Source organism: Corynebacterium capitovis DSM 44611, assembly GCF_030440535.1.
Lineage (GTDB): Bacteria > Actinomycetota > Actinomycetes > Mycobacteriales > Mycobacteriaceae > Corynebacterium > Corynebacterium capitovis.
Genome location: NZ_CP047117.1, coordinates 442783 through 467673, shown reverse-complemented (window position 1 = coordinate 467673; position 24891 = coordinate 442783). Strand labels below are relative to the sequence as shown.

Sequence of the window (24891 nt, the reverse complement as noted above, 5' to 3'; positions counted from 1 at the left end):
TTCTTACCTTGCCACGATGAGCAGCGAGCGCACTCCCTGCAAGCCGGCAACCTCGCGCCAGTTGGGGTCGTCGGGGGCCCCCGACACCGGCCGCTGCAGGGCCGCGTTAGCGTCCGTAACGTAATATGTTTCGGAGGTAGACGCCACCGCAACCACCGGCGCCGCCAGGTTTCCGCTGGACAGCGTCGTGGTAAACGACCCGTCCTGCTCTACCCTCAGTACGGGTGCGACCGCACTGTTCGTGCCCACGAGCAGGGACCCGTCGGGATTCCAATCTGCCGCGATAACGGTGCCACCAAGGTCCGGAGCGTATTCCAGCACGTTGACGATGGAACGCTGTCCGGAGCTGCCCTGTTGCACCACACCCGTAAACAAACGCCCGTCGATGACCATGACAACCCTCGCCCCGGTCCGAGACAAACGCAGTACGGACACTGTCCCGTCGATGCCATCAGGCATGTCGAACGTGATGTCGCTCGTGCTCACTTCTCCTGTCGCCGGAGAGCGCACGGCGCGGATGACGCGTCGCCCGTCCGCGACAACCCATGCGGCGGCACCGTCGCTTTCAAATGTGGGTCGGGTGAAGTTGTCCGCCCGGGTGACCTCGCTGGGCTCGGCCTCAAGGGAACCGAGCTCGAAACGCTGGTCACCCTCGGATCCAACGACGAGGGCGACGCTGCCGCCTCGCGCGATGTCCGCCGACGCGATGTTGTCCGCCTTGCCCACCGCGCCCGACACAGCCTGAGCCTGGCCCCCGCTCACTTCGAAGAGACCGCCATTAGCGAGCGAATAGGTCGGGGCGCCCGCCGTTTGTCCCTGCAGCGGGTCGAGGTTGGCGAAGTCCGCGGTGGTGAACTCGTCGACCCACGACACGAGCGGGTCGCCGTCGGCGGTGATTGTCACTGGGCCAGTCATGCCCGCGTTGTTGAGCGTCCACACCACTTGGGCGGCGAACTGCAGGCGGTCGTCCTCCCCCATGGAGCTAAAACCGGTAAAGCGGTACTCCCCACCTTCGAAGCCCACGTAGGCCGCCCCCGCGGGGAGGTTGTAGCGCACGGCCGGCCGGAGGCGGGTTGCGGGGCCACTGACCAGCATGCTGAGCAACTCCCCGGCGAGCGATTCGCGGTCGCCGTACACCCACCGGCGGTCGGCGACGAGCTGGGAGTTGGCGGCGTCGAGGAAGTAGACGTTGTACGGCTGATAGTTGTTGCGCAGCTCGGCACGCTCGATGATCACGCCGTTGGGCAAAGAGGAGATGCGCCATTCCCCATTAACCTGCTCGAGTTCCATGGTTGCGTCGTAAAGAGCGCGGTTGGGCAAGAAGATCCCGCTCGGCTGGAGCTCGCCGATGACGTCGCCCTGGACGCTAAAGCTGCGGCGCTCACCCGACCCACCGGAAAGGGTGTTGAGGTTCAGGCGGTCAACCACGATGGTCGTCTCTGACGGTTGCCACACCTCGGCCGCGGCGGAGGTGAGGAAGCCGCGCGCTGCCTCGAAGTTCGTCGTGCGCAACGCCGAGGCGGAGAAGAAATCCCGCAGCAACAAATCAGGCTCCGAACCCGGGCGGGGGGACGCGACGGGCTCGGTGGCATCCCGCGGTTCGTAGCTGCGCACCACGTGCGGGTCGGTGTTGGAAGGTAGTGCCGCGCAGGACGACACGGCCCACGCAGTCGCCGCCGACAGCAGAATCGCGCAGGCGCGCTTCAACCCGTCTCTAGGTTGCATCGGTGTAGTCCTCCTCCGGCTGGTTCAGCGCCTCGGGGCTCCCCGGGCGCGGGGGCTGCAACGCGACCGGCGCGGTGGTGTACCCAGCAAGCGGGTCCCGGGGCAGAACGAGGCGAAACTGGGACCCAACGTTGGGGGTTCCGGCCGCGTCGAGCGTGCCTCGGTGGAGCTGCGCATCTTCGCGCGCAATGGCAAGGCCCAGCCCGGTGCCGCCGGAATGCCGCTTGCGAGCCTTGTCCGCGCGCCAGAACCGATTGAACACCAGGTCCTCTTGGCCCGGCTTCAACCCGACACCGTGGTCCGTCACCGTGATCGCCACCGCCTCGGCGTTCTGCGCAATCGCGACCGCGACAGGCTTGCCCTCGGAGTGGTCGATGGCGTTGGCCAGGAGGTTGCGCACGATGCGCTCGATCCGTCGCGCGTCGCCTTCGATCGGGACGGGCTCTTCCGGCAGGTCGAAGGAGACCTCGACCCCGACCTCTGACGCCAGGTATCGCGTCTGCTCCCAGGCCGACATGATGGGGGCGCGGACATCAATTGCCGACGCCGCTAGGTCCGCCACCCCCGCGTCGTGCCGCGAAATCTCCAGCAGGTCGCCGAGCAGCTCCTCGAAGCGATCGAGCTCGCGGGTCATGAGCTGGGATGCGCGCTTGGTGTACGGCTCGAAGGAGTCCTCATCCGCCGCGATCATGTCCGCGGCCATGCGGACCGTGGTCAGGGGGGTGCGCAGCTCATGGGACACGTCGGACGTGAACTGGCGCTGCAGGTCACCGTATTCCTCAAGCTGGTTGATCTGACGAGAGATCTTATCCGCCATGTTGTTAAACGACATCGCCAGCACGGCCATCTCGTCCTCACCGTCCACGGGCATCCGCTCGCGAAGGTGGCCCGCCGCGAAACGCTCCGCGGTTCTCGACGCCGACCGCACCGGGGCCACGATCTGCTGCGACGCGAGCCACGCGATGCCCACCAGCAACACCACCACCACAAGGGACGCCGTGGCAAGCAGGCCCTGCATCAGCGCGAGCGTGGCGGACTCGCTCTCCATGTCCATGACAAGGTAGAGCTGCAGGCCAGGAATGTCGGCGTTCGTGGGCGTGCCCACAATGAGCGCGTTGAAGGAGGAGCCACCGCTTCGAGCGACGGAGGTGAACTGGTAAGCCACGTTTTGCTCGGCAACGACAGACTGGAGGCGCTCCGGAATGGAGTAGCCCTCGGGCGACACCATCTGCTGGCCGTCGGCCCCGTACACCACAAGGACGGGCTCGTACCCCGCGATCGCGTCCGCATTCTGCTGCGATCTCTGTGTCAAGGCCGTGCGGGCCGAGTTGAGGCGGGTTTGGGTGGAGCCGGACGTACCCGAGGAGTTGATTTGTTCTTCGAGCACCGAGCGCGCGCGGTCGATCTCGCTCGTGGCCAGGTCGATCTTGGTCGCGGTGATCCGCTGCGTCACCACGGAGGCAAGCGCGAACCCCAACACGAGCATCACGATCGCGGACACGATCAGCACGGTTCCCACGAACCGCACTTGAAGGGAGGTGCGCCACGACTCGGACACTGCGTCGCGCGCGCGACGCAGGGAGATGCTCTTCAGAGGCTTACACCCCCGTCTTACCGGTCTTGTACCCCACCCCGCGCACGGTGAGGATGATTTCGGGGTTCTCCGGGTCGTGCTCGATCTTCGAGCGCAAGCGCTGGATATGCACGTTGACCAGACGGGTGTCCGAGGCGTTGCGGTAACCCCACACCGTCTCGAGCAACTCTTCGCGGGTGTGTGCCTGATGGGGTTTGCGCGCCATTTCGAGCAGCAGGTCAAACTCCAGGGGGGTCAGGGCGATTTCCGTGTTGCCGCGCGTGACCATGTGCTGCGGGACGTCAATGGTCAGGTCCCCGATTGTGAGAACCTCCGCCGGCGCCGTTTCCGTGCGACGGAGCCGCGCGCGGATGCGCGCTACGAGCTCTTTGGGCTTGAACGGCTTGGTGATGTAGTCGTCCGCCCCCGACTCAAGACCGAGGACGACGTCTACCGTGTCCGTCTTCGCCGTTAGCATGACAATCGGCACGGAGGACTCCTTGCGGATTTCCTTGCAGATGTCCACACCATTCATGCCCGGCAGCATCAGGTCAAGCAGAATCAGGTCCGGGCCGTAGCTGCGAAACGCCCGCACGGCCTCGGCGCCGTCCGTCACCGGCAAGGCGTCGAACCCCTCAGCCTCGAGGACGATGGTGAGCATCTCGTTGATTGCAGGATCGTCGTCTACGACCAGGATCTTCGGCACCGTCGATTCTCCTTACTTCACGGCTTGAACTGCTTGGATAATAGTCTGCGCGTCCGCCGCCCGCACCCACGGGCTAACCCACTGCGCCTCCGCCAGCTCCGCGTAGGCGCGGTAGGTCGCCTCCTGCAGATCGAGGTCTCGCTCGTAGCGGTCGCGGGCGCGCGAGGCATCACTTGCTTCTCGACGCTGCGCACGCTCCCGGGCCTGCTCCGGGGGTGTGTCCACGAGGATCTGGAGATCGGGCGTGGGAAGACCGAGGGTGGAAAACTCCAGCTCGGCAACCCACCTCACTGCCGCATCGTCCCCAGTGCGGGCTGAGGTGTACGCCGCGTTGGAGGCCACGTACCTGTCGAGGATGAGGAGGGTGTCGGGGGCATCGACGTACGCGTCGAGAAGCGACTTGGCCCCCGCCCTGTCGAGCGCGAAAAGCGAGGCCATGCCGTACGCCGAATCCGCGAGGTCGCCCATCATCCCGTTGAGCGCGGCGCGCGCCAGCTGGGCGGGGGCAGAGACTTCGTAACGGGGGAAGGCCAGCGTCTCCGCCGCGAGCCGCTCCGCCACGGCCCTGACTAGGGTGTTCTTGCCGGCTCCGTCGATGCCCTCGACCGCGATGATCATGGGATGCCTCCTCGCGCGCGTCCTGACGCGCTAAAAACTCGCTCCTGTGTCGGCCCTGATAGCCCTGATAGCGCTAGTAGCGGTAGTGCTCCGGCTTGAAGGGGCCGGCAACGTCGACGCCGATGTACTCCGCCTGCTCTTTCGTCAGCGTCGTAAGCTCGCCGCCGAGCGCTTCGACGTGGATGCGGGCCACCTTCTCGTCGAGAATCTTGGGCAACCGGTAGACGTCGTTGTCGTAGTTGGCGCCGTTGGTGAACAACTCGATTTGCGCGATCGTCTGGTCCGCGAAGGAATTGGACATGACGAAGGACGGGTGCCCCGTCGCGTTGCCGAGGTTGAGCAACCGCCCCTCGGACAGGACGATGATCGAGTTACCCGAGGGAAGAGTGAACAGATCCACCTGGGACTTGACCGTCGTTCGCTGGACGTCGTCGCGGTGCGTGAGCGAATGCATGTCAATCTCGTTGTCAAAGTGGCCAATGTTGCCCAGGATCGCGTGGTTCTTCATCCGCATCATGTGCTCGAAGGTGATGATGCCTAGGTTCCCCGTCGCCGTGATGACGATGTCGGCGTCGGCGATCGCCTCCTCAACCGTGACCACCCGGTATCCATCCATGAGCGCCTGGAGCGCGTTGATGGGGTCGGCCTCGGTGACGGAGACGATGGCCCCCTGCCCGTCGAGCGCCTCGGCCACTCCCTTGCCGACATCGCCGTAACCACACACCAGCGCCCTCTTACCGCCGATGAGGACGTCGGTGGCACGGTTAATGCCGTCGATGACGGAGTGCCTCGTGCCGTATCGATTGTCGAACTTGGACTTGGTCACCGCGTCGTTGACATTCATCGCGGGGAACGGCAGCACGCCCTCCCGGGCGAAGTGGTAGAGGCGGTGCACGCCCGTCGTCGTCTCCTCCGTCACGCCCTTCACCGACTCCGCGGTTGCGCCCCATTTGCCGGGTGTCGCGGCGAGGACCTCACGCAGCATGGCGTGGAACGCGACCTGCTCGTCGGAATCACCCGGTTGCGCATCGGGGACCGCACCTGCCCGCTCGAACTCCGCGCCCTTAATGACAGCCAAGGTTGCGTCCCCGCCGTCGTCGAGGATCATGTTCGGGTAGACCCCCTCCCCCCAGGAAAAGACCTGGTTCAGGCACCACCAGTACTCATCCAGGGTTTCGCCCTTCCACGCGAAGACGGGGACACCCTGCGGGTTTTCTACCGAGCCATGCTTGCCGACGACAACAGCAGCCGCCGCCGGGTCCTCCGTGGAGAAGATGTTGCACGACGCCCAGCGCACCTCCGCCCCGAGAGCGGTGAGGGTTTCAATCAGCACCGCCGTTTGGATCGTCATGTGGATGGAGCCCGCGATACGCGCCCCGGCGAGTGGCTGCTCCTGCGCGTATTCACGTCGCAGGTGCATCAACCCCGGCATCTCGTGTTCGGCCAGCTCAATTTGACGGCGGCCAGCCTCGTGCAAGGTGATGTCGGCGATCTTGTAATCAAACGCGCCGGTCGCGTCACTCATAGGCCCTTTATCTCCCAACTCGCTCATCCGGTACCTCGTGTACCGCAACTACTGTAGTGCAGCCACACGACAACACCGCTGACACTGGGCAGCAGGTCCTTGGTCGCCTCTTTAGGAAAGAGCCTCGATAAACGGGTCGATGTCCTCCTCCGTGTCGGCGCTTTCCAGGATCGCCGAGGCAGCCTGAGCGAGCTCCTCATCGACGTCGACGACGCCGCCCCGGATGAATTCGTAGGAGTCGGCCACCTCGCCGGCGCTGAACGGGGCGCCGGCCCAAATCGCCGCGATCGTCGCGGCGGCCAAACCGTTCTGCAACTCCTCCGCCGACGCGCTGCCTCTGGCGAGGAGGACCGCATCGCGCACCGCTTCTACTACCTCGTCGAGTTCGAGCTCCGAAAGCTCGTCGAGAAAATCTGTGTTTGCCTCGGCGGCAAAAACTTCCGCATCCCACGTAGACATGGGCTCCTCCTGAAATGGACTGGGGGTGAACTGGGGTGAACTGGGGCGAACTGGGGGTTAAATAAGGGGGTAAAATCGGGGCCGTACTGTCGTCGCTGGCTAGGTGCCGACGCTGCCAGCGCTTCCTTTTCTACAACTAGTGTCCAGCCGGTGCGATGTCCACTGTCTCGTGGCGGCGGGTCTTCCCCTTGTCGTTCCCTCGTGATATAAAAGCAGAGGCAATGTTATCAATTTGTAATTGTTGACCAATCCGCGCTGGTGCCGGGGTGCGTGCCCACGCGACGTGATGGTTCATCCGAACCAGAGGTGTGGCGGGGGACGGGGGCGCTTGCGCATGCGTCTGAGAAGGAGTGAGGTATGGACGATACGCGTCGTCGCGCTACCGTCTTCATGGCGGTCGGCGTGGTCGCTGCCGTCCTCGCCGGCATCGGCGTGTGGAAACTCACAGCCCCGGCAGGACCTGGCCAGGCCGGATTTAGCTCCCAAGGTACGGAACAGGCCGTTTCTGTGACGCGCAGCAGCCAACCCACCGAAAGCTCAAGCGCCCAGACCAGTTCCGCCACCGCCGGGACGTCCGCCTCCCCCGCCCACGATGAGGATGTCGTTACTGCCCTCAACTCCGGGGCGGTAACCGCGCGATCTTCGTCCCCTGCCTCGGCTGACGCCCCCCGCGATCCCCTCTTGCCTCCCAACGCGATTGTGAACGCCGCGCCCCGCTCCACATCCCACACCCACGTGCTGCGGCCGTCGAATATCGTGCCCAGCACCGCAGAGCGGGAAGCCGAAGAAGACAAGGGTGCGAAAGCGGCCGCGCGCGAACCGAGCGCGGCGTCTTCGACGACCTCTTCCGCGACGCCGACCGATGGTGGGCAGCCCTCGGCGTCCGCCTCTGTCGAACCCTCACCCGCGTCGGAGACGACGGCCCCCACCAGGGAGCCCAGCGACGGAACTGCGACAACGCAGACGAGCCCGCTGGGCCCCGCAAACGCAGTAAGCCGAATTCTCCAGGCACCCTCGATTACTCAGACGACTCCCCAGACGGCGCCGGAGGTGGCTCCCGAGGAAGCGCCTCAGACGTTGAGCGAGCCGGCGGTGCAAACTCAAGAGCAACCCCAGCCGACGCAGGAGGCAACCGCTCCCTCCCCGCAGACACCCTCCTCGGCTTCCGCGTGGGACACCTGGAACTCTTGGTGGTCGCGGGCGCGGGGACAGTCCTCGGTCTCAGGCATGCCCGCTAGCGCGAGCTAGACCCGCGCGTAAAACAGCTGGCAGCCCCTCGCCCCCGCCGAGACAGTGGCCGGCCCGTCCGCGGCAGGCACCCACACCGCTGAGCCTGGCGTGAGATCGCCGGCCTCGCAGCGCGCGGAGCCGGCGGTGCAGAGGATTTCCGCGGGCCCGTCGCTGTCCACAACGGTCGACTCCCCGGGGGCGAGGTCGTACCGGCTGAGGATGAAGTCGCGACAGGGGCTTGCGTACCGCACCCCGCTGCCCTCCGGCGTGGTCTCCACGGTCGGGTCATCGAGTGGGCTGAAGTCGACCACCTTGACCAGCTCCGGGACGTCCACGTGCTTCGACGTCAGTCCGCCACGCAGGACGTTATCCGAGTTGGCCATGATCTCCACTCCCATGCCGTGCATGTAGGCGTGAAGGTTGCCAGCAGACAGGAACAACCCCTCCCCCGGTTCGAGGGTGACCAGGTTGAGCAACAGGGCTGCGAGCGCGCCGACATCACCCGGGTACTTCGCCTCCAGAGAGAGAAAGTTGCGCACTGCCTGGCCCATCCAGCCCGGATCATCGGCCAGGTTCCCAGCAGAGTCCTTCACCGAAGCGATGAGCGCGTCGCGGGCGGTACTTGGAATGGAGATCCAGGTGGTAAAGAGAGCGCGGAGGCTGACCTTTTCCTCGGCCGGGTCGATCATCACGGTGTATCGGTCGAGGTCGGGGCAGCGGAGGGCGTCGAAAAGCTGCTGCGTAAGCGCGTAGGGGCGGAAGCCTGCAAGGGCCGTGAACTCGGTGAGCGCGACGATGAGCTCGGGCTTATGGTTTGGGTCTTTGTAGTTGCGGCGGGGGTTGTCGAGCGCAGGGCCGGTCTCATTCTCCCGGGCAAAGCCCTCCTCCGCCTGCGCCTTCGAAGGGTGGGCCTGCAGGCTGAGCGGCTCGTCGGCGGCGAGGAGTTTGAGCAAGAACGGGAGGCCGTCCCCAAAGTCGTGGCGTACCCGTTCGCCCAGCGCGGTTTCGGGGTCGGCTGCGATGATTTCGTCGAGACCCGCCCCCTCAATCGTCGACGGGGCCGCGGAGTGCGCTCCAAACCACAACTCCGCCTCCGGCCGGGGCGAAGGAACCGGCTCTCCCAGCAGCTGTGCTAGGTAGGACCGTGACCCCCACGGGTAGGTGCGCAGGGCACCCGCCAGCTGCTGCATTACAACTCTCTTTCGTCGTCACTATTGATCATCGTTTGTGTCTAAAGCTGTGGCCGCGAAGGCCCGCACGACAAGTCGAGCCGCTGCTCCGAACTCACCGAACCCGTCATCGACATCCACCGATTCGGCGCGAGCTGTGGGAAGGCTAGTTTCCTTCGCTGCCCACACGACGGCCTTTAAAGGTACCAGCCCGCGCACGCCTGGCGCGCCGGAGTCGAGATACGGGTCGTAAAACGGGTCCGACATCGCCCCTTCCGCCTCGAACGCGCGTGGCAGCTCCGCCGCCGCGGCGAACCCGGATGGGAGCGAACGCGCGGTCCACAGCTCAGCCACGGCGGAGGCAACGGCCTCACCCAGCGGAGAGGTACCGGTGTGAACAAGACGGGCTCGCTCCGCGAACGCCCGAAGCTGGCGCGCCGGGTTCACGGGGAGGTCACGCTGGGGCGAAAGGGATGCCAGCTCACCATCGACACTGTCCGCTACCCCGCGAAGATAATCCCCGGTGCTCCCCGCTCGCTGATCGATCGCGTCAAGGACCGCCCACACCGCCCCCGCGGTGCGCAGCGGCGAGGCGCCCGCCGCCGTAGGCAGCGCCGGGATAAGCGCGGCCCGTTCCGGAGCTTCCTCCACGATCGGCCCGCGCGCCGGGCCCGCAAGAACGGTCTCGGCTCCGCGACTCGTCGCGGTAATCAGGGCCCGCAGGCCCTCCAGCTCCCCCTGTTCTGCCTCCGGGGCGCCCGCAACCACCACGACGTCCAGAGGGCCGACGTATTCCGGCAGGTTCCGCGTGATAACGACGGGTAGCGAAAGGGGGGCGCGCAACGCGACGACGAGACGGGCGAGCGCGCCGGAAATCTGGTCCGTGGCGACGACCACGACGCTGCGCGGCGCGGTGCCCCGCAGTTGCGAGAAGAGCTCGGTGGCCTCACTGACGGCACGCAGCTGGGCACCCTCGTGGGCGATGTCGAAGAAGCGAACGGTCTCGCGGTCATACGAGCCGGCGCCCTCGTAGTACTCCATGGCGCCCCAGGGTACGCAGCGCGCCGCGTCCCGCCACGCCCCTAAGCGCGGATTACCCCCAAAATTTCGCCCACGAGCTTGTCGACGTCCTCGCGCGTCGGAGCCTCCACGTTCAGACGGAGCAAGGGCTCAGTGTTGGACGCGCGTACGTTGAACCAGGTCGCGCCCGGCGTTCCCCCTTCGGGCTTGAGTTCCACGGTCACGCCGTCGAGCCGGTCCACGTTGGCGACCCTCTCGCCCAGCGCCTCCAGGACGCGCTGAATCGCGGCTTCTTGGTCCTCAACCTGGGAGTTGATCTCACCGGACGCGGCGTAGCGGTCGAACTGCGCCATCATCTGCGACAACGGTACGTCCTCTTCCGCCAGCGCGGCGAGCACGTGCAACGCCGCGAGGAGGCCGGAGTCGGCGTTGAAGAAGTCGGCAAAGTAGTAGTGCGCGGAGTGCTCACCGCCGAAGGCGGCCTGCGTGCGCGCCATTTCCGCTTTGATGTAGGAGTGCCCCACGCGGGTGCGCACGGCGTTGCCCCCCAGTTCTTCAACGATTTCCGGGACCGCGCGCGAGGTGATCAAGTTGTGGATGATTGTTGCGCCCGGGTGTTCCGCCAGCGTGCGCGTTGCCACCAAAGCGGTAATCGCCGAGGGGGAGACAGGCATGCCCTTTTCGTCGACGACGAAGCACCGGTCGGCATCCCCGTCGAAGGCCAGGCCAATATCGGCGCCCTGCTCGACAACGAATTTCTGCAGGTCCTCTAGGTTCTTCGGGTCAAGCGGGTTAGCCTCGTGGTTCGGGAACGTGCCGTCCAGCTCGAAGTAGAGGGGACGGATGTCGAGGTCTCCGAGCACCGCCGGCACCGTGTGGCCAGCCATCCCGTTTGCCGCATCCACCGCGACGACGAGGCGCCGGCCGGGAGGAAGAGTGACCAGACCGCGCAGGAACTGTGCGTAATCCGCGAGCACGTCTCGCTTTTCGACGCCCCCGCGCACCACCTCCCCCTCGCCGCTGGGCTCCGGAACGCCCTCGACGAGCATCCGGGCGATCTCACCCAACCCGGTGTCCGTGCCGACCGGGGTTGCGCCCGCGCGGCACAGCTTAATGCCGTTGTACTTCGCAGGGTTGTGCGAGGCGGTGAACATAGCGCCGGCGCAGTTGAGGGTGCCGGCAGCGAAGTAGAGCTCGTCGGTGGAGGTCAATCCGAGGTCGATAACGTCGAGGCCCTGACTCGTCGCACCCTGTGCGAACGCCGCGGAGAGCGCGGGCGAGGAGGGGCGCATGTCGTACCCGATGGCGATTTTGCTTTCACCCTCCCCACGCAGAATGTGCGCGTAGGCCGCGCCTACATCGCGGACGAAATCCTCGTCGATATCCTCACCGACGACGCCTCGGACGTCGTAGGCCTTGATAACGCGGTTGACGCTTGCCCAGTCACGCTGTGTCATGACGGGGAAGTCTAGTCGCGACTATCCTCCGGCGCCTGTGGTGGGTCGGGCACGACGCGCAGGTGTGATCGCCGGGCAGCTTTGGCCGCGGCGATCTGCTCCTCGACCCGTTTCGTTCTGTGCACGGGGTGGTTCGAGGTTTCGGGGTCGTTGAAGTCGTGGTTCGCCGCGTACTCAATGGGGTCTCCGCCAGCGTCCACAAGCCCCGTCGTCACGCGACCGGCCTCGCGCACCGCAACGGCCAACGCGGTGAGGTCTTCCTCGTCGAGTTCCTCCAGCGCCTCGTCGTCAATGTCGTCGATGTCAACGTGCTCCACGCGCACCATGTCCCACCCAACGGGAGCCGTAATGTGCGCGGAGTGTCGCTCGCACAGATCCCATGCGTGCGGCTCCTGGACGGGCGCCAGGGGCCCAACGACCGCAGTTGATTCCGCGTACGCGTAGATCAACGTGGCGACGGCTGGCCTACCGCAGCCCGGACGGCAGCAACGACGGAAGGTGTTCACAGCGGCCAAGTCTAAACCCCTCCTTGAGATTGTGACACGCGGACACGCGGCGTGGTCCCCCGCTCGCGGGCCCACACCACCCTATTATCGAGGATCGTGTACGTGACAGGGAATGAGCAGGAGCGCGACCGCCACGGTCGCGGCCCACGGGGACCTCTCCTCCCCCAGGCGGTGCCGCGGTATCGCACTCGCTCCCTGGCCTTCGACCAGCGGGTCTTGGAGGCATACGCCCCGCTCCACGCGTCGTACTTCGAGCAGCTGGCCAGCGTTGACTTGGCCGTTGACACCATCCCCCGCATGAGGCTGCGCAGCGACCTCATGCTTCCCGACGAGGTCGTGGCCGACGGGCCCGTCCCCCTGGGAAGGCTCCTCCAGGCGGGGGTGGATCAGGAGGGCAACCCCACCAGGGCGCGCATCGTGGTGTTCCGCAAACCGATTGAGCGACGCGCAAGTACAGCCACCGAGCGGGCAGAGCTCCTGACGTGGGTTTTAACGGCACTCGTTGCGAACTACCTCAACCTCGACCCGCGCGCCATCGACCCCGACTTCCCCTGGTAGAGCCCTGGTAGGGCCCAAGTAAAGCTCTAGTAAAGCCTAAGCGAGGCGCTTCTTCAGGCGGCGTCGCTCACGGTCCGACAGCCCGCCCCAGATTCCAAAGCGTTCGTCGTGCTCAAGCGCGTATTCCAAGCACTCATCGCGCACCGCGCAGGCCTGGCAGATGCGCTTCGCCTCTCGGGTCGACCCGCCCTTTTCCGGGAAAAATGCCTCCGGGTCGGTTTGGGCGCACAGCGCCTGGTCTTGCCATTCTTGCTCGACGGTGCCGAACAACTCGTCAAGCGTCATCCCACCCGCGGCTGCGCCACGGAGAATGGCGTTGCCAGCCGAATCTTCCACGCCGTCCCCTTCCTCCGCTGTGTCTGCGTGTCATGTGCGTGCGCCGATAGCACGACGATTGCCTCAGTTTCCTCAGTGGCGATTAGACACCGACGCACTAAATAGGCGCAACCCGATGTGGCGGTTGCGCCCTCTTGGTCCCGCATTGGGCGAGTTAATCGCCACATAAGTCACAGGAGTAACAGTGAGGACGGCCTGGGGGGATCCGATGGGGGTACTACATATAGTGGCCAATCCAAAGCTGGCAACTAATGCGTCGTAGCTTAAGCGTCGGGCGAGAAACGCACCCCGTTGTCGGGTATGACGACCCCTGGCCAGACCCGCATTCCGCCCTGCAACTCGCAGCGGGCACCGATCTGGGCTCCCTCACCCACGACGCAGTCGTAGATGCGCGCGTTCGCCCCGATGCGTGCACCTGCAGCGATGATGGAGTCGCGCACGATCGCACCCGGCTCGATGGTCACCCCATCGAAGATCACAGTGTCGTCGACGCGTGCCCCGGCACCGATTTCGCACCCGCGCCCCACAGCGGTCCCGCCCATGAGGATGACCCCTCCAGCAACGCCGGCGGAGTCGTCGACAAGCGACTCGCCCGTTCGCCCCTCGAGCAGCGGCGAATACGCGATGCCGCGGACCAAGTCAGAGGAGCCGCGCACAAAATCGCGGGGCCGGCCCATGTCCCTCCAGTAACTCGCGTCAACGTGGCCGACGAGCTTCGCCCCCGCAGCGAGCAACCCGGGGAAGGTCTCGCGCTCGACGGAGACGACCCTGCCAGCGGGGATGGACTCGATCACCGAGCGCTTGAACACATAGCAACCGGCGTTGATTTGGTCCGTCGGCGGGTCCTCCGTCTTCTCCAAAAAGGCCAGGACGCGCCCCTCATCATTCGTGGGGACCGAACCAAAGGCGCGCGGGTCTGCCACCCGCACGAGGTGAAGCGTGACGTCTGCATCTGACTCGGCGTGGGTGGCCAGGATCGCGCCGAGGTCGGCCCCGGAGAGCACGTCGCCGTTGAATACCATCGCAGTGTCGTACCGCAGCCGATCGGACACGTTCCGGATCGCGCCGCCCGTTCCCAGCGCCTCTTCCTCCACGACGTAGTCAATCTCGAGGCCGAGCTCGGAGCCGTCCCCGAAGTACTCCTCGAAAACTTCCGCCCGGTAGGACGTGCCCATCACGACGTGCGTCATTCCCGCCTTGCGGATCCGCGCGAGGAGGTGGCTCAAGAAGGGGAAGCCCGCGGTGGGCAACATCGGCTTGGGGGTGGACACGGTCAGGGGGCGCAGGCGTGTGCCACGCCCCCCGACCAGAACCACGGCGTCGGTAGCGCTCGGGGAGCTCATGCTCCGGGGATCTGCCATCAATCAACCTTTCAAAGTATGCCGGGCCGCAAGTACCGCTGCTCTGACCTTCAGTCCGAGCCACAACACGGCTCGGACTGGAGCTTGCCACACCGCCGGGTGCCGGTCTGCCTGGAAGCGGTAAGCAGAGGCGTGGTGGGCCGGCACCGTTACGCTGGAGTAGCGGGACGCCACGTGGCCCTGATCGTGCCTGATTACGGCCTCCGGGCAGAATATGTTAGCCCACCCGGCGCGTGTGAACCGGTCGCCGAGGTCGATGTCCTCCATGTACATGAAGTACCGCTCATCGAAACCGCCGATGCTGTCAAAGGCGTCCCACCGCACCACTAAGCAGGACCCCGACAGCCAGCCGGCGGCACGCTCGTGGTCCATGTCCCCGTTCGCCTGGTAGGCCGCACTGAACGGGTTAGTCGGCCACAACCCGCCCAACACCGCGTGCCCAATCCCCGTGACGAGCCCAGGCACCTCGCGCGCCGAAGGGTACGTCGATCCATCAGCTTCTGCGATGCGTGGCCCGACAGCCCCCGCACGCGGGCGCGCCTCAGCGCAGCGCACAAGCGTATCGACACTCCCAGCACCGAACTGCACATCCGGATTGACGACGGCAAAGTAATCCCGGTCGATCTCTCCCGCGCGGCGACGGGCGGCAAGCGCGCGCACGCCAGCGTTCACCGCCGCCCCATACCCGATGTTTCCCCCCGTGGGCAGGAACTCAACGTCCTCCCTCTCAGCAGCCAAGGCCTCGGCCACACCGTCAGTGGATCCATTATCCACGCAAAGGAGAAGCGTTGGGCGCTCAGTTGCGCCGCCCAACGAGTCGGCAAGAGCGCGGAGGTGATGTCCTGGCGAGTACGTCACCGTGATTACGGCGAGCGAGGCCGCCGCGGCAGTGGAAGCGTCTGTAGTCACAATGCCCCACACCCTACCCAGCCGCACCCGTTTCTCCCGGCGGGCGCGCGGGGGCGGGGCCATGCTTATCGTATACTTCCCCCCGTGAACGACACCTCCAGGCGCGCCCGCCACATCCAGGCGGCCCCTTCCCGCGAGAGGGACGTCAGCCAGCAGGGACATCCCGTCGTCAAGGGTGTGCTCGCCCTGACATCGGCTGCGATCGTGGCGGTATCCGGCATTGGGTACTTCTCCGTCGGACGCCTCGGCGGCTCGCTGAGCGCCTCCGAGCTGCAGCTAAATAGGGGCAAGAACGTCGGTCTCGACGGCGCAACGGACATTTTGCTGATCGGGTCCGATTCGCGCACGGACGCCCAGGGCAACCCGCTCAGCGAGGAGGAGCTCGCCAGGCTCAACGCGGGAGTGTCGGAGGGCGAGATCAACACCGACACCATTATGGTCGTTCGCATCCCGGAGGACGGGTCGCGGGCGACGGCGATCTCCATTCCCCGCGATACCTATATCCATGACGCGGATTACGGGAACACGAAGATCAACGGCGTCTATGCCGCCCACGCGATGGAGAAGCGGACCGAGCTGCTCGAAAGCGGAGTGGCCGAAGGGTCCGCCCTGGAGCAGCAGGTCGCGCGCGCGGGTCAGGAAGGTTTGATCTCGGCCGTGGCCTCCCTCACGGGGGTCGAGGTAGACCACTTTGCGCAGGTGGGGTTGCTCGGTTTCGCGCTTCTTACCGACGCCGTCGGCGGCGTCGACGTGTGCCTCAATGAGCCGGTCGACGAGCCGCTGTCCGGCGCCAACTTCCCCGCCGGACGACAGACCCTCGACGGGGTTCAAGCGCTGTCGTTCGTTCGCCAGCGCCACGACCTGCCCCGTGGTGACCTCGACCGGATTGTCCGCCAGCAGGCGTACCTCGCTTCGCTCGTGCAAAAGGTCCTCTCCGCGGGAACTCTGACCAACCCGAGCAAGCTGCGGGATTTGTCCACCGCCGCGGAGCGCTCCGTGACCCTGGACCAAGGGTGGGACGTCGTGAACTTCGCCCAGCAAATGTCGGGCCTCGGCGGGGGCAACGTCACCTTCACCACGATCCCCGTCACATCCGTCGACGGGGTCGGAGACTACGGGGAGTCGATTATCACCGTGGACGTGAAACAGGTCCACGACTTCATGGATAGCGTCGTGGACCCGGCCGCTGCGGCATCGGAATCCGCGACGACATCCGCATCCCCCTCCGCGACCGCGGGAAGCGGTGAGCTGGCTGAGTACAGCATCCATGCGCTCAACGCGGGAGATGAGGAGGGCCTCGCGGGGGCGGTCGCGGCCTACCTGCAGGAGCAGGGCGCCTCCATTGCCGACGTCACCAACGCCCAGCCCGGTGTTTACTCCTCCTCGCAGGTTGTCGCGCGCGACCCGCAGGACCCCGCCGCGCGCCGCCTCGCCCAGCTCTTGGGCGGGGTGCCCGTCACCGCCAACAGCGGGTTGGACAGCACCAGCCTCATTGTCGTGATCGGGCCGGAATACTCCGGCCCTTCCAGCACGGCGACCTCGTCCACAGAGCCGTCCATCTCAGAGACGGTGGGCACCCCCGGCGAGGATTTCGGCACAGCGGTGGTGGGCCCAGAGATCAACGCCGGCGGGTCAGGCCCCCGCTGTGTGAACTAACCAGCAATCGTTGAAGGACTCCTCGTGGCGCTTCTCTCCCCCCTCCTGCACAACAACCCGTCGATACCCCGCCTCACGGTGTACGACGAAGTCGACGGCTCTCGGATAGAGTTTTCGGCTCAGACGCTGGACAATTGGGCGAACAAGGTAGCCAACATGCTCGACGAGGAGTTCGAGCTCGACGCCGGCGCCACCGTTGTCGTGGACCTCCCCGCGTCGTGGCACGCCGCGGTCATCGCTTTAGGCGCGTATGCATCAGGACACGCCCCGGTGTTCACCCCGGAGGGCACTACCGGCGATGTCGTTTTCACCTCCCCTGAGCGGGCAGCGCTCTGGACGGAGGCGGAGGTCGCCGTGGTCACGCGCGACCCCTTCGGCCGCGGCGTCGAAGAAACCGGTGGTACTCTTCCACCGGGCACCGTCGATTTCGGCCCGACCGTGCGCTTCTACGGCGATACTTACGACGGGCCCGGCCCCGACATCAGCTCGTGGAGGGATCCGACCCTGGGCGCGCAACGCTACTTCATTCATCCCTGGGCAACGGCCGCCGACTTCGAACGCTCTGTCATGGCCCCCCTCGCGGCCGGCGGCTCGGTCGTCATCGCGACCGGACCGCTTGACGATGCCCGCGCCCGCCACATCCGCGCGGTGGAAAACGCCGAGGACCTCCCGTAGGCGCACCCCGCAGGGTCACCCCCGGTTCACCCCCATTCGGGCATTCCCTCCCACCGTTTGCGCTCAGGAAACTACATTGAGAGAACCGAACGTTACCGAAAGGTGAATATTATGAATTTCCCGGCCTCCTTCAAGTCCGGCGCGGTTCTCTGTGCGGCCGCATTGGCCACCACCGCCCTGGCGGCGTGCTCCTCCGATAGCTCCTCGGGCTCCAGCAACTCCGCTAGCTCCTCCGCTTCGTCGAGTTCTAGCGCGTCCAGCGAGGCCCGCGGCCCCATCACCTTCGCGATGGGCCGCAACGACACGGACAAGATCGCCCCGATCATCGAAAAGTGGAACGCCGCCCACCCGGACGAGAAGGTCACCCTCGCTGAGCTCGCCGGCGAGGCCGATGACCAGCGCGACACCTTGGTGCAGTCGCTGCAGGCCGGTAACTCCGACTACGACGTCATGGCGCTCGACGTCGTCTGGACCGCGGACTTCGCCGCGAACCAGTGGCTCGTTCCTCTCGAGGGCGACTACGCCGTCGACACCGCGGGGCTGCTCGAGGCACCCGTACAGTCCGCGACCTACGGCGGCAAGCTCTACGCGCTGCCGCAGAACACCAACGGCCAGCTGCTCTTCCGCAACTCCGGCATCGTCGCCCAGGCGCCGGATAAGTTCGCCGACATCAAGTCCGCCTGCGCCGCCATCCAGACGGACTGCCTCACCACCCAGCTCAAGCAGTACGAGGGCCTGACCGTCAACGCCGTGGGCTTCATGAACGGCTGGGGTGGCGAGGTCCTGGATTCCTCCGGCGCCCCGGCCGTCGAGTCCTCCGAGGCGAAGGCGGGCCTGCAGGCACTTGTCGACGCCTACGCCGACCACACAATCGCCGCCTCCTCAACCTCCGCCACCGAAGAGGAGACCAACCTCGCCTTTACCGAGGGCAAGACCGCTTTCGCGATCAACTGGCCGTACATGTACGCCAACGCGAAGAAGGCGGGCATTAACGTCGAGGTGCAGCCGCTCGTCGGCAAGGACGGGGTGGGCGTGTCCACCCTTGGTGGCTACAACAACGGGATCAACGTCAACTCGAAGCACAAGCACACGGCGAAAGACTTCATCCAGTTCGTCGTTAACGCCGACAACCAGCGCTCCCTGGCGGAGGCATCGTTCCCGCCGGTCCTGGCCTCGATTTACGACGACGAGGCGCTCATCGCCGAGCAGCCCTACCTCCCGGCCCTGAAGGCGTCGCTAGAGAACGCGAAGCCGCGCCCCGTTTCGCCGTTCTACCCCGCCATTTCCAAGGCCATCCAGGACAATGCCTATGCTGCGCTGACCTCCGGCAAGAGCGTCGACGACGCGACCCGCGATATGGCCGCGGCGATCAAGCAGGCCTCCTAAGAAAATCCATACTTTGCGGCGCCCGCCACCTATCCTGTTAGGTGCGGGCGCTTTGCCCATTCACTCCCCTTTTCAGACGTTTCCGAGGCACGCATGACCACAGCACCAACCCCTTCGCGGGCGCCCGCGAGCACAGCGGCGAGAACCCGCGATACGAAGAAAGCAACGGGTCTCATCGCCCCCGCGCTCGTTGTTCTCGCGATCGTGATCGGTTATCCCATCGTCCGCGCGGTGTGGCTGTCTTTCCAATCAAACCGTCGCCTTGACCCCGCGACCGGTTTGTTTACGGAGGGCGGCTTCGCCGGGTTAGACAACTACGCCTACTGGGTGACCAACCGATGCATGTCCGCCTCGGGTAACGCGGTGGCCTGCCCTCCCGGTGTGCTCGCCACGGATTTCTGGCCCGCCGTGAAGATCACCCTGTTCTTCGCTGTCGTCACTGTGACAATTGAGACCGTTTTGGGCCTGCTCATGGCCCTGATCATGAATACGGAGTCCCGCGGCCGCGCGCTGATCCGCGCCGCGGTTCTCATTCCCTGGGCCATCCCCACCGCCGTGACGGCGAAGCTGTGGCAGTTCATGTTCGCCCCTGCGGGCATCGTCAATTCGTTGCTGGGCACGAGCATCGCCTGGACGACGGATCCGTGGGCGGCGCGGTTCGCGGTCATCATCGCCGACGTGTGGAAGACCGCTCCATTCATGGCGCTGCTCATCCTCGCGGGGTTGCAGATGATCCCCCGTGATGTCTACGAAGCGGCCCGCGTCGACGGCGCGAGCCGGTGGCAGCAATTCACCCGCATTACCCTCCCCTTGGTCCGCCCTGCGCTCATGGTCGCGGTGCTGTTCCGCACCCTCGACGCGCTGCGGATTTACGATCTGCCCGTCATCATGATCTCGGGTTCCTCAAACTCGCCCACCGCGACAATGTCCCAGCTTGTCGTCGAGGACATGCGGCAGGGCAACTTCAATTCCGCCTCCGCGATGTCCACCCTCATCTTCCTGCTCATTTTCGCGGTCGCGTTTGTCATGATCCGCTTCCTCGGGGCCAATGTCGGCGGGACCCAGGAACGCCAGGGGCGTCGACACGCGAAGGAGGCTTAAGCGATGAAAAAGCTCTGGCACTACGTAGGCGTGGTCTTCATCATGGTGTGGGGCCTGGCCCCCTTCTACTGGATGGTGGTCACCGCCCTGCGCGACAAGGACCACACCTTTGACACGACACCGTGGCCCACGCACCTCATGCTCGACAATTACCGCGACGCACTAGCCACGGACAAGGGAAACGACTTCCTCGGGGCGATCGGCAACTCCCTGCTCATTTCCTTATCGACGACCGCACTCGCCGTCCTCCTCGGGGTCTTCACGGCGTACGCGCTGGCCCGCCTCGACTTCCCCGGCAAGGGTATCGTCACCGGCATCATCCTCGCCGCGTCGATGTTCCCCGGCATCGCGCTTGTCACCCCCCTGTTCCAGCTCTTCGGCGACCTCGGGTGGATAGGCACCTACCGCGCCATGATCATCCCGAACATCTCCTTCGCCTTGCCGCTGACGATTTACACTCTCGTATCCTTCTTCCAGCAGCTGCCGTGGGACCTCGAGGAGGCCGCTCGTGTCGACGGCGCCAGCCGCGGCCAAGCCTTCCGCCTCGTCCTCCTGCCCCTGGCGGCCCCTGCCATCTTCACCACCGCGATCCTGGCGTTCATCACCACCTGGAACGAGTTCATGCTCGCCCGCCAGCTCTCCAACACCGCAACCGAACCCGTGACCGTCGCCATCGCCCGCTTCGCCGGGCCCAGCGCCTTCGAGTACCCCTACGCCGCGATTATGGCCGCCGGCTCCCTCGTCACGGTGCCGCTGATCATCATGGTGCTGGTCTTCCAGCGCCGCATCGTCTCCGGGCTGACCGCGGGCGGGGTGAAGGGCTAGCCGTGCGCCGGGATTTGTTGTGGCAGACCCTCATCGGCTTCGTCGGGTTCTTCGCATTCATCTCGGTGATCCAGGCTGTTGTGAACCTGTTTCGGCCGGACCCCGCTCTCTGGCCGGGCCTCCTGGCCGGGGCCCTGTGCGTGTCGACGTTCCTCCTCTACCGTCGCTGGAAACGGTGACGCCCTTCCCCCCTTTAACTCACCGCATTGTCGGGCTTCTGGGTCGGTGGGGGGGAGCCGTGGGCGCCGTAACGCTAGCGCTCCGACCACCTCACCAACCTCCGCCACACCACCCGCGCCGCCGAATGCGGCAGCGCCACCACCTCCCGGCTGTAGTTTCGGAGTCGCGAGCGCGGCGGGGTGGCTGCGGCGATCATGTCAACGGGAATCCCTAGGTGCCACGCCCACACTTTGGTGCGTGCGACATGAAAGCCGTTTGTCACGACAGTCAGGCACCCCGCGCTCGGGAACAGGGCGCGGGCGTTCTCCAGGTTCTCGTTGGTGGAGCGGGCACGCGGCTCCTGCACGACGCGCTCCGGGGGCACGCCGCGCTCGGTGAGCCAGTCAGCCATCACCCCGGCTTCGCCGAGACCGCTGACCACCAGCAGGCGGGAGGGGTTGTCGTGCCAGAGGGACAGTGCCGTCGATAAGCGGGCCTCAAGCATGCGGGAGGGGCGCCCGTCCGTGACGCGGGCGCCTAAGACGACGATCGGGTTACTCGCCCATGAGCCGCGCGCGCAGGGCATCATCTTTGCGCTCCACCTCCGCGGCCATGTCCGCCTGGTAGCGCGCCATGCGGTCTAACACCGCGGGGTCGGAGGCGCCGATGATGCGCGCGGCGAGCAAGCCGGCGTTCTTCGCGCCGCCGATGGACACCGTGGCCACGGGCACCCCGCCCGGCATCTGGACGATGGAGAGCAGCGAATCCAGGCCGTCGAGATCCTTCAGCGCTCGCGGGATGCCGATCACTGGCAGAGGTGTTGCGGCGGCGACCATACCCGGCAGGTGGGCTGCTCCCCCGGCGCAAGCGATGATGACTTTCAGGTCGCGCTGGTGGGCGCTCTTGGCGTAGGCGAGCATCTTCTCCGGGGTGCGGTGGGCGGAGACGACGCCGACTTCGAAGGGGATGGAGAACTCGGCAAGAACGTCGGCGGCGGGGGCGACGGTATCCCAGTCCGAATCCGAACCCATGATGAGGCCGACTACAGGCTGCATGTTTAGGACCACTCTCCCGTGACAATGAAGTGCGCGGCGTCCTCGGCGACTCGTAGCGCCTCCCCCACCGACGCAGCGGCAACGTTGACGTGGCCCATCTTCCGGCCCGGCCGCCAACCTTTGCCGTAGAGGTGGACCTTTGCCTGCGGGTAGCGGCGCATGACCTCGGCCACGCGCTGGTCCATCATCACGGCTGGCTCACGCGAACCGCCCAGGGTGTTGACCATGACCGTCGCCGGCGCGGTCATCTCCACCGACCCGAGCGGCCAGTCCAGCACCGCGCGGAGGTGCTGCTCAAACTGCGAGGTCACGCACCCGTCCTGCGTCCAGTGCCCGGTGTTGTGGGGGCGCATGGCGAGCTCGTTGACGGTGATCGTCCCGTCGTGCTCGAACAGTTCGACGGCCAACACGCCCGTGACGTCGAGCTCCTCGGCGATACGCACCGCGAGGCGCTGGCAGGTCTCGGCCACCTCGGAGCTCAAGTCCGGCGCGGGGGCGATGGCCACCCGGCAGATCCCGTCGTCCTGACGCGATTCCACGACCGGCCACGCCCGCACTTCTCCGGAGCGGTTGCGCGCGACCATCGCGGAAAGCTCGCGCTCAAAAGCGATTTTACGCTCGGCGTAGAGGGGCGTGCCCGCGGCGAGAAGCTTTTCGACGTCAGCGCGGAAGGCCTCCTCTGTTTCTGGGAACCACACTCCGTGGCCGTCGTAGCCACCGCGCGTGGCCTTGAGGCACACCTCACCGTCGACACGCTGCCAGAACTCGCTAGCGTCCTCAACCGAGGCGATGGCCGCGAACGCTGGGACCGGCGCACCGAGCTGCTTCAGGCGGCGGCGCTGCTCGAGCTTGTCCTGGGCGTAGATGAGGGCGGCGGGGCGGGGCTCGACGGCCACACCGGCGTCGAGAAGCGCGTGCACGTGCTCATTGGGCACGTGCTCGTGGTCGAAGGTCACGGCAGAAGCGCCCGCGGCAATCTCCTCGACGTCGGCGAGGTTGGTGTAGTCGCCGATGCGGACGTCCCCGAAGACCTGGGCCGCTGACGAATCCGGGCTCCCGGCGAGAACACGTGGCGCGAGTCCGAGCTCGATCGCCGCAGTATGCATCATGCGCGCGAGCTGTCCGTCGCCGATAACAGCGAGGGTGGGCATTCCTTGGGCATCTCTCACGCCCACACACCTTAGTCGCGGGGTCCGAGCTTGCTGTTCAGGAGTCGCTCGACCCTCTTTACCTTCCCCACCTCCGGGTAATACAGAGGACGGTCGTAGCCGTAGACGGCCAAAGACAACCCTCCCCCGTTGCGCCGCGCGGAGTGGATCTGGCGCAGCGGGATGGACTCGACGCTCCCCCGCGCCCCGCGGGCGAGGACCCGCTGATCGGTGACCATGAACCGCCGCCGCCGCGAGGACACAACCGGGACGGCAAACCGCGCCACCCCAAACACCGCCCACAGCAGCACCACGGCGTTACGGAAGAGGGGGTCGACGGCGTGCGCGTCCATCCACCCGATCGCGATCCAGCACACCCCGGTGATCACGATCAGTTCGAGCAACGGGAAAACGAGCCCGCTGAGGGGGCTGCAGGTATCGGCGAGCACGACCTCACCTTCGCTCAGACGCAACCCGGACACGTGCGCAACCCTAGCTGGCCGGCCGCAGGTGGGTCACATCCCCGGCGGAGTAGGCCTCGCCCGCGATGACGATCTCACCGGCGTCATTGACACCGTCAACGCGCCCCTCCACGTTTCCGCCTGCGCGTTCGAGGCGCACCATCTCCCCGATTGTGGAACAGGCCGCGCGGTAGTCCTCGAGCAGCTGCTCGTCGCCCACCTGCGCGCACCGCGTGCCCAGCGCGAGAAGGAGGTCGACGGCCAGCTGGTCCCAGTCGACCTCAATGCCCTCCAGATTCAGGGAGGTCGCAGTCTCCACCGGCAGTTCATCCCGACGCCACGCCACGTTGACCCCAATCCCCACCACGACGCGCGGGCGCTCACCGGAAAAGTCGGCCTCTGCGAGGATCCCGGCCAGCTTCCGCCCCTCGATCTGGACATCATTGGGCCACTTCAGGCGCGCCTGCGGGATGACATCCGTGACCGCCAGGCCGGCGGCGAGGGGGATCAGGCCGAAAGAGGAGGCGGCCTCGGGGGCGTCGACAAGCACGCTCACGCTGAGCTGCGAACCCTTCGGCGAGCTCCACGCGCGGCCCAGGCGACCGCGGCCGGCGGTTTGCTCGTCCGCGATGAGGACGTCACCCGGCTCGCCGCTGGCCAGCAGCTCCGCGTTCGTCGAGCCGACGGATTCGACCCAGCGGACGTCGCGCCACATGTCCGCCGCGCCATCCTGGATGAATTGGATATCTCGCACAGTCATGTGCTCGAGCATATTGCTTCTCGACGCCCACCGGCATCCACCACGCACACCGCGATGGCCACCTCTCCGTCGTGGGACAGTGACAGCGACTCGGCCGGCGGCCCGAGGCGGGCGATCTCACCGCGCAGGACAACCGCGACCCGACCAAAGGCGTCGGCCACGACCTCGATCTGGGCGAAATCCACCGCATCCGGGGCAATGAGCGGCGGGGAGCCGTAGAGCGACTGGGACCACGCTTTGATGTAGGCCTCTTTGGCGGCCCAGCGCGCGGCAAGCGAGGCGGCGCGATCCGGCTTGAACGCGCAGGTGCGCAGCTCACGGTCGGTAAAGACGGCGCGGAAGCGGGAACCGGGGACGTCGAGCTGCGCGGCAAAGGAGGGGACGTGGACGATGTCCGTGCCGATCGCGAGCACCAAAGCTACCTTTCCGTAAGTTCGTGACCAAACTCACATCTCGGGAAAGTGGCAGGCCACGGCGCATGGTTACCTGAGCGTACCCTACCAATTCGTAAGT

At 66.1% G+C, this 24891-nt stretch carries 27 protein-coding genes; 8 read left to right on the top strand and 19 right to left on the bottom strand.

Features of this window, described 5'->3' with window-relative positions:
• Positions 1–3 precede the first annotated feature (3 nt).
• The 6 genes from CAPI_RS02295 to CAPI_RS02270 all read right to left on the bottom strand — a co-directional run bounded on the left by CAPI_RS02295 (position 4) and on the right by CAPI_RS02270 (position 6606).
• On the bottom strand, positions 4–1725 hold the full coding sequence (locus CAPI_RS02295; RefSeq protein ID WP_018017665.1) for an LpqB family beta-propeller domain-containing protein: 1722 nt from the start codon (positions 1723–1725) through the stop codon (positions 4–6).
• A complete protein-coding gene (gene mtrB, locus CAPI_RS02290; RefSeq protein WP_083893933.1) occupies positions 1715–3211 on the bottom strand; it encodes an MtrAB system histidine kinase MtrB in 1497 nt (498 codons plus the stop codon). Before mtrB ends, CAPI_RS02295 begins: the two co-directional genes overlap by 11 nt.
• 112 nt (positions 3212–3323) lie before the next feature.
• Positions 3324–3959, bottom strand: a complete 636-nt coding sequence (mtrA, locus tag CAPI_RS02285; protein ID WP_051059725.1) for an MtrAB system response regulator MtrA — start codon at positions 3957–3959, stop codon at positions 3324–3326.
• Positions 3960–4016: 57 nt separating this feature from the next.
• Positions 4017–4622, bottom strand: a complete 606-nt coding sequence (locus CAPI_RS02280; RefSeq protein WP_018017662.1) for a dTMP kinase — start codon at positions 4620–4622, stop codon at positions 4017–4019.
• A 73-nt stretch (positions 4623–4695) separates the two neighbouring features.
• Complete coding sequence (ahcY, locus tag CAPI_RS02275) at positions 4696–6147, bottom strand: adenosylhomocysteinase (protein ID WP_018017661.1); 1452 nt, start codon at positions 6145–6147, stop codon at positions 4696–4698.
• A 111-nt stretch (positions 6148–6258) separates the two neighbouring features.
• On the bottom strand, positions 6259–6606 hold the full coding sequence (locus tag CAPI_RS02270; protein ID WP_018017660.1) for a hypothetical protein: 348 nt from the start codon (positions 6604–6606) through the stop codon (positions 6259–6261).
• A gap of 357 nt (positions 6607–6963) precedes the next feature.
• Here CAPI_RS02270 and CAPI_RS02265 point away from each other — a divergent pair, with 357 nt between their 5' ends.
• Positions 6964–7854, top strand: coding sequence for a hypothetical protein (locus CAPI_RS02265; protein ID WP_018017659.1), 891 nt, complete (start codon positions 6964–6966; stop codon positions 7852–7854).
• On the opposite strand, the gene manA is transcribed toward CAPI_RS02265, so the two are convergent.
• Genes manA through CAPI_RS02245 form a run of 4 tightly spaced genes read right to left on the bottom strand, consistent with a single transcriptional unit; the run spans position 7851 to position 11988 of the window.
• Positions 7851–9026, bottom strand: coding sequence for a mannose-6-phosphate isomerase, class I (manA, locus tag CAPI_RS02260; RefSeq protein WP_018017658.1), 1176 nt, complete (start codon positions 9024–9026; stop codon positions 7851–7853). The genes CAPI_RS02265 and manA overlap by 4 nt on opposite strands.
• A 21-nt stretch (positions 9027–9047) precedes the next feature.
• Positions 9048–10046 (bottom strand): hypothetical protein, encoded by a 999-nt coding sequence (locus CAPI_RS02255; RefSeq protein ID WP_018017657.1) that lies wholly within the window; start codon positions 10044–10046, stop codon positions 9048–9050.
• Between the two features lie 41 nt (positions 10047–10087).
• Positions 10088–11482 carry a phosphomannomutase/phosphoglucomutase gene (locus CAPI_RS02250; protein WP_018017656.1) on the bottom strand — a complete coding sequence of 465 codons (1395 nt, stop codon included), beginning with the start codon at positions 11480–11482 and terminating at the stop codon, positions 10088–10090.
• Positions 11483–11493: 11 nt separating this feature from the next.
• The gene (locus CAPI_RS02245) at positions 11494–11988 is read right to left on the bottom strand and encodes a DUF3499 domain-containing protein (protein ID WP_026157145.1); all 495 of its coding nucleotides are present in this window, start codon (positions 11986–11988) and stop codon (positions 11494–11496) included.
• 102 nt (positions 11989–12090) lie between these two features.
• Between CAPI_RS02245 and CAPI_RS02240 the strand changes: the two genes are divergently transcribed.
• Positions 12091–12546: a metallopeptidase family protein gene (locus CAPI_RS02240; protein ID WP_018017654.1), complete on the top strand. Its 456-nt coding sequence runs from the start codon at positions 12091–12093 to the stop codon at positions 12544–12546.
• A 36-nt stretch (positions 12547–12582) separates the two neighbouring features.
• Here the strand turns inward: CAPI_RS02240 and CAPI_RS02235 are convergent, their stop codons facing one another.
• The 3 genes from CAPI_RS02235 to CAPI_RS02225 all read right to left on the bottom strand — a co-directional run bounded on the left by CAPI_RS02235 (position 12583) and on the right by CAPI_RS02225 (position 15215).
• Complete coding sequence (locus CAPI_RS02235) at positions 12583–12831, bottom strand: WhiB family transcriptional regulator (protein WP_211205607.1); 249 nt, start codon at positions 12829–12831, stop codon at positions 12583–12585.
• A gap of 314 nt (positions 12832–13145) precedes the next feature.
• Positions 13146–14225, bottom strand: coding sequence for a mannose-1-phosphate guanylyltransferase (gene manB, locus CAPI_RS02230; protein ID WP_026157144.1), 1080 nt, complete (start codon positions 14223–14225; stop codon positions 13146–13148).
• A 21-nt stretch (positions 14226–14246) separates the two neighbouring features.
• Positions 14247–15215, bottom strand: coding sequence for a glycosyltransferase family 2 protein (locus CAPI_RS02225; protein WP_018017651.1), 969 nt, complete (start codon positions 15213–15215; stop codon positions 14247–14249).
• Between the two features lie 21 nt (positions 15216–15236).
• Between CAPI_RS02225 and CAPI_RS02220 the strand changes: the two genes are divergently transcribed.
• From CAPI_RS02220 to CAPI_RS02195, 6 genes are all read left to right on the top strand, one after another.
• Positions 15237–16808 (top strand): LCP family protein, encoded by a 1572-nt coding sequence (locus CAPI_RS02220; protein ID WP_018017650.1) that lies wholly within the window; start codon positions 15237–15239, stop codon positions 16806–16808.
• Between the two features lie 24 nt (positions 16809–16832).
• Positions 16833–17483 (top strand): TIGR03089 family protein, encoded by a 651-nt coding sequence (locus tag CAPI_RS02215; RefSeq protein ID WP_018017649.1) that lies wholly within the window; start codon positions 16833–16835, stop codon positions 17481–17483.
• A 111-nt stretch (positions 17484–17594) separates the two neighbouring features.
• Positions 17595–18869, top strand: coding sequence for an ABC transporter substrate-binding protein (locus tag CAPI_RS02210; protein ID WP_026157143.1), 1275 nt, complete (start codon positions 17595–17597; stop codon positions 18867–18869).
• Positions 18870–18962: 93 nt separating this feature from the next.
• Positions 18963–19970, top strand: coding sequence for a carbohydrate ABC transporter permease (locus CAPI_RS02205; RefSeq protein WP_018017646.1), 1008 nt, complete (start codon positions 18963–18965; stop codon positions 19968–19970).
• Between the two features lie 3 nt (positions 19971–19973).
• Complete coding sequence (locus CAPI_RS02200) at positions 19974–20795, top strand: carbohydrate ABC transporter permease (protein WP_018017645.1); 822 nt, start codon at positions 19974–19976, stop codon at positions 20793–20795.
• Positions 20796–20797: 2 nt separating this feature from the next.
• On the top strand, positions 20798–20974 hold the full coding sequence (locus CAPI_RS02195; protein WP_018017644.1) for a hypothetical protein: 177 nt from the start codon (positions 20798–20800) through the stop codon (positions 20972–20974).
• 74 nt (positions 20975–21048) lie between these two features.
• Here the strand turns inward: CAPI_RS02195 and CAPI_RS02190 are convergent, their stop codons facing one another.
• Genes CAPI_RS02190 through acpS form a run of 6 tightly spaced genes read right to left on the bottom strand, consistent with a single transcriptional unit; the run spans position 21049 to position 24791 of the window.
• Positions 21049–21543 (bottom strand): YdcF family protein, encoded by a 495-nt coding sequence (locus tag CAPI_RS02190; RefSeq protein ID WP_018017643.1) that lies wholly within the window; start codon positions 21541–21543, stop codon positions 21049–21051.
• Positions 21509–22009 (bottom strand): 5-(carboxyamino)imidazole ribonucleotide mutase, encoded by a 501-nt coding sequence (gene purE, locus CAPI_RS02185; RefSeq protein WP_018017642.1) that lies wholly within the window; start codon positions 22007–22009, stop codon positions 21509–21511. Before purE ends, CAPI_RS02190 begins: the two co-directional genes overlap by 35 nt.
• Before the next feature lie 2 nt (positions 22010–22011).
• The gene (locus CAPI_RS02180; protein ID WP_018017641.1) at positions 22012–23160 is read right to left on the bottom strand and encodes a 5-(carboxyamino)imidazole ribonucleotide synthase; all 1149 of its coding nucleotides are present in this window, start codon (positions 23158–23160) and stop codon (positions 22012–22014) included.
• A gap of 29 nt (positions 23161–23189) precedes the next feature.
• On the bottom strand, positions 23190–23639 hold the full coding sequence (locus CAPI_RS02175) for a hypothetical protein (RefSeq protein ID WP_026157141.1): 450 nt from the start codon (positions 23637–23639) through the stop codon (positions 23190–23192).
• A 10-nt stretch (positions 23640–23649) separates the two neighbouring features.
• Entirely contained in the window at positions 23650–24378 is a 729-nt protein-coding gene (locus CAPI_RS02170; RefSeq protein WP_026157140.1) for a biotin--[acetyl-CoA-carboxylase] ligase, read from the bottom strand.
• Complete coding sequence (gene acpS, locus CAPI_RS02165) at positions 24375–24791, bottom strand: holo-ACP synthase AcpS (RefSeq protein ID WP_018017638.1); 417 nt, start codon at positions 24789–24791, stop codon at positions 24375–24377. The genes CAPI_RS02170 and acpS overlap by 4 nt, the downstream gene beginning before the upstream one ends.
• Positions 24792–24891: the final 100 nt, after the last annotated feature.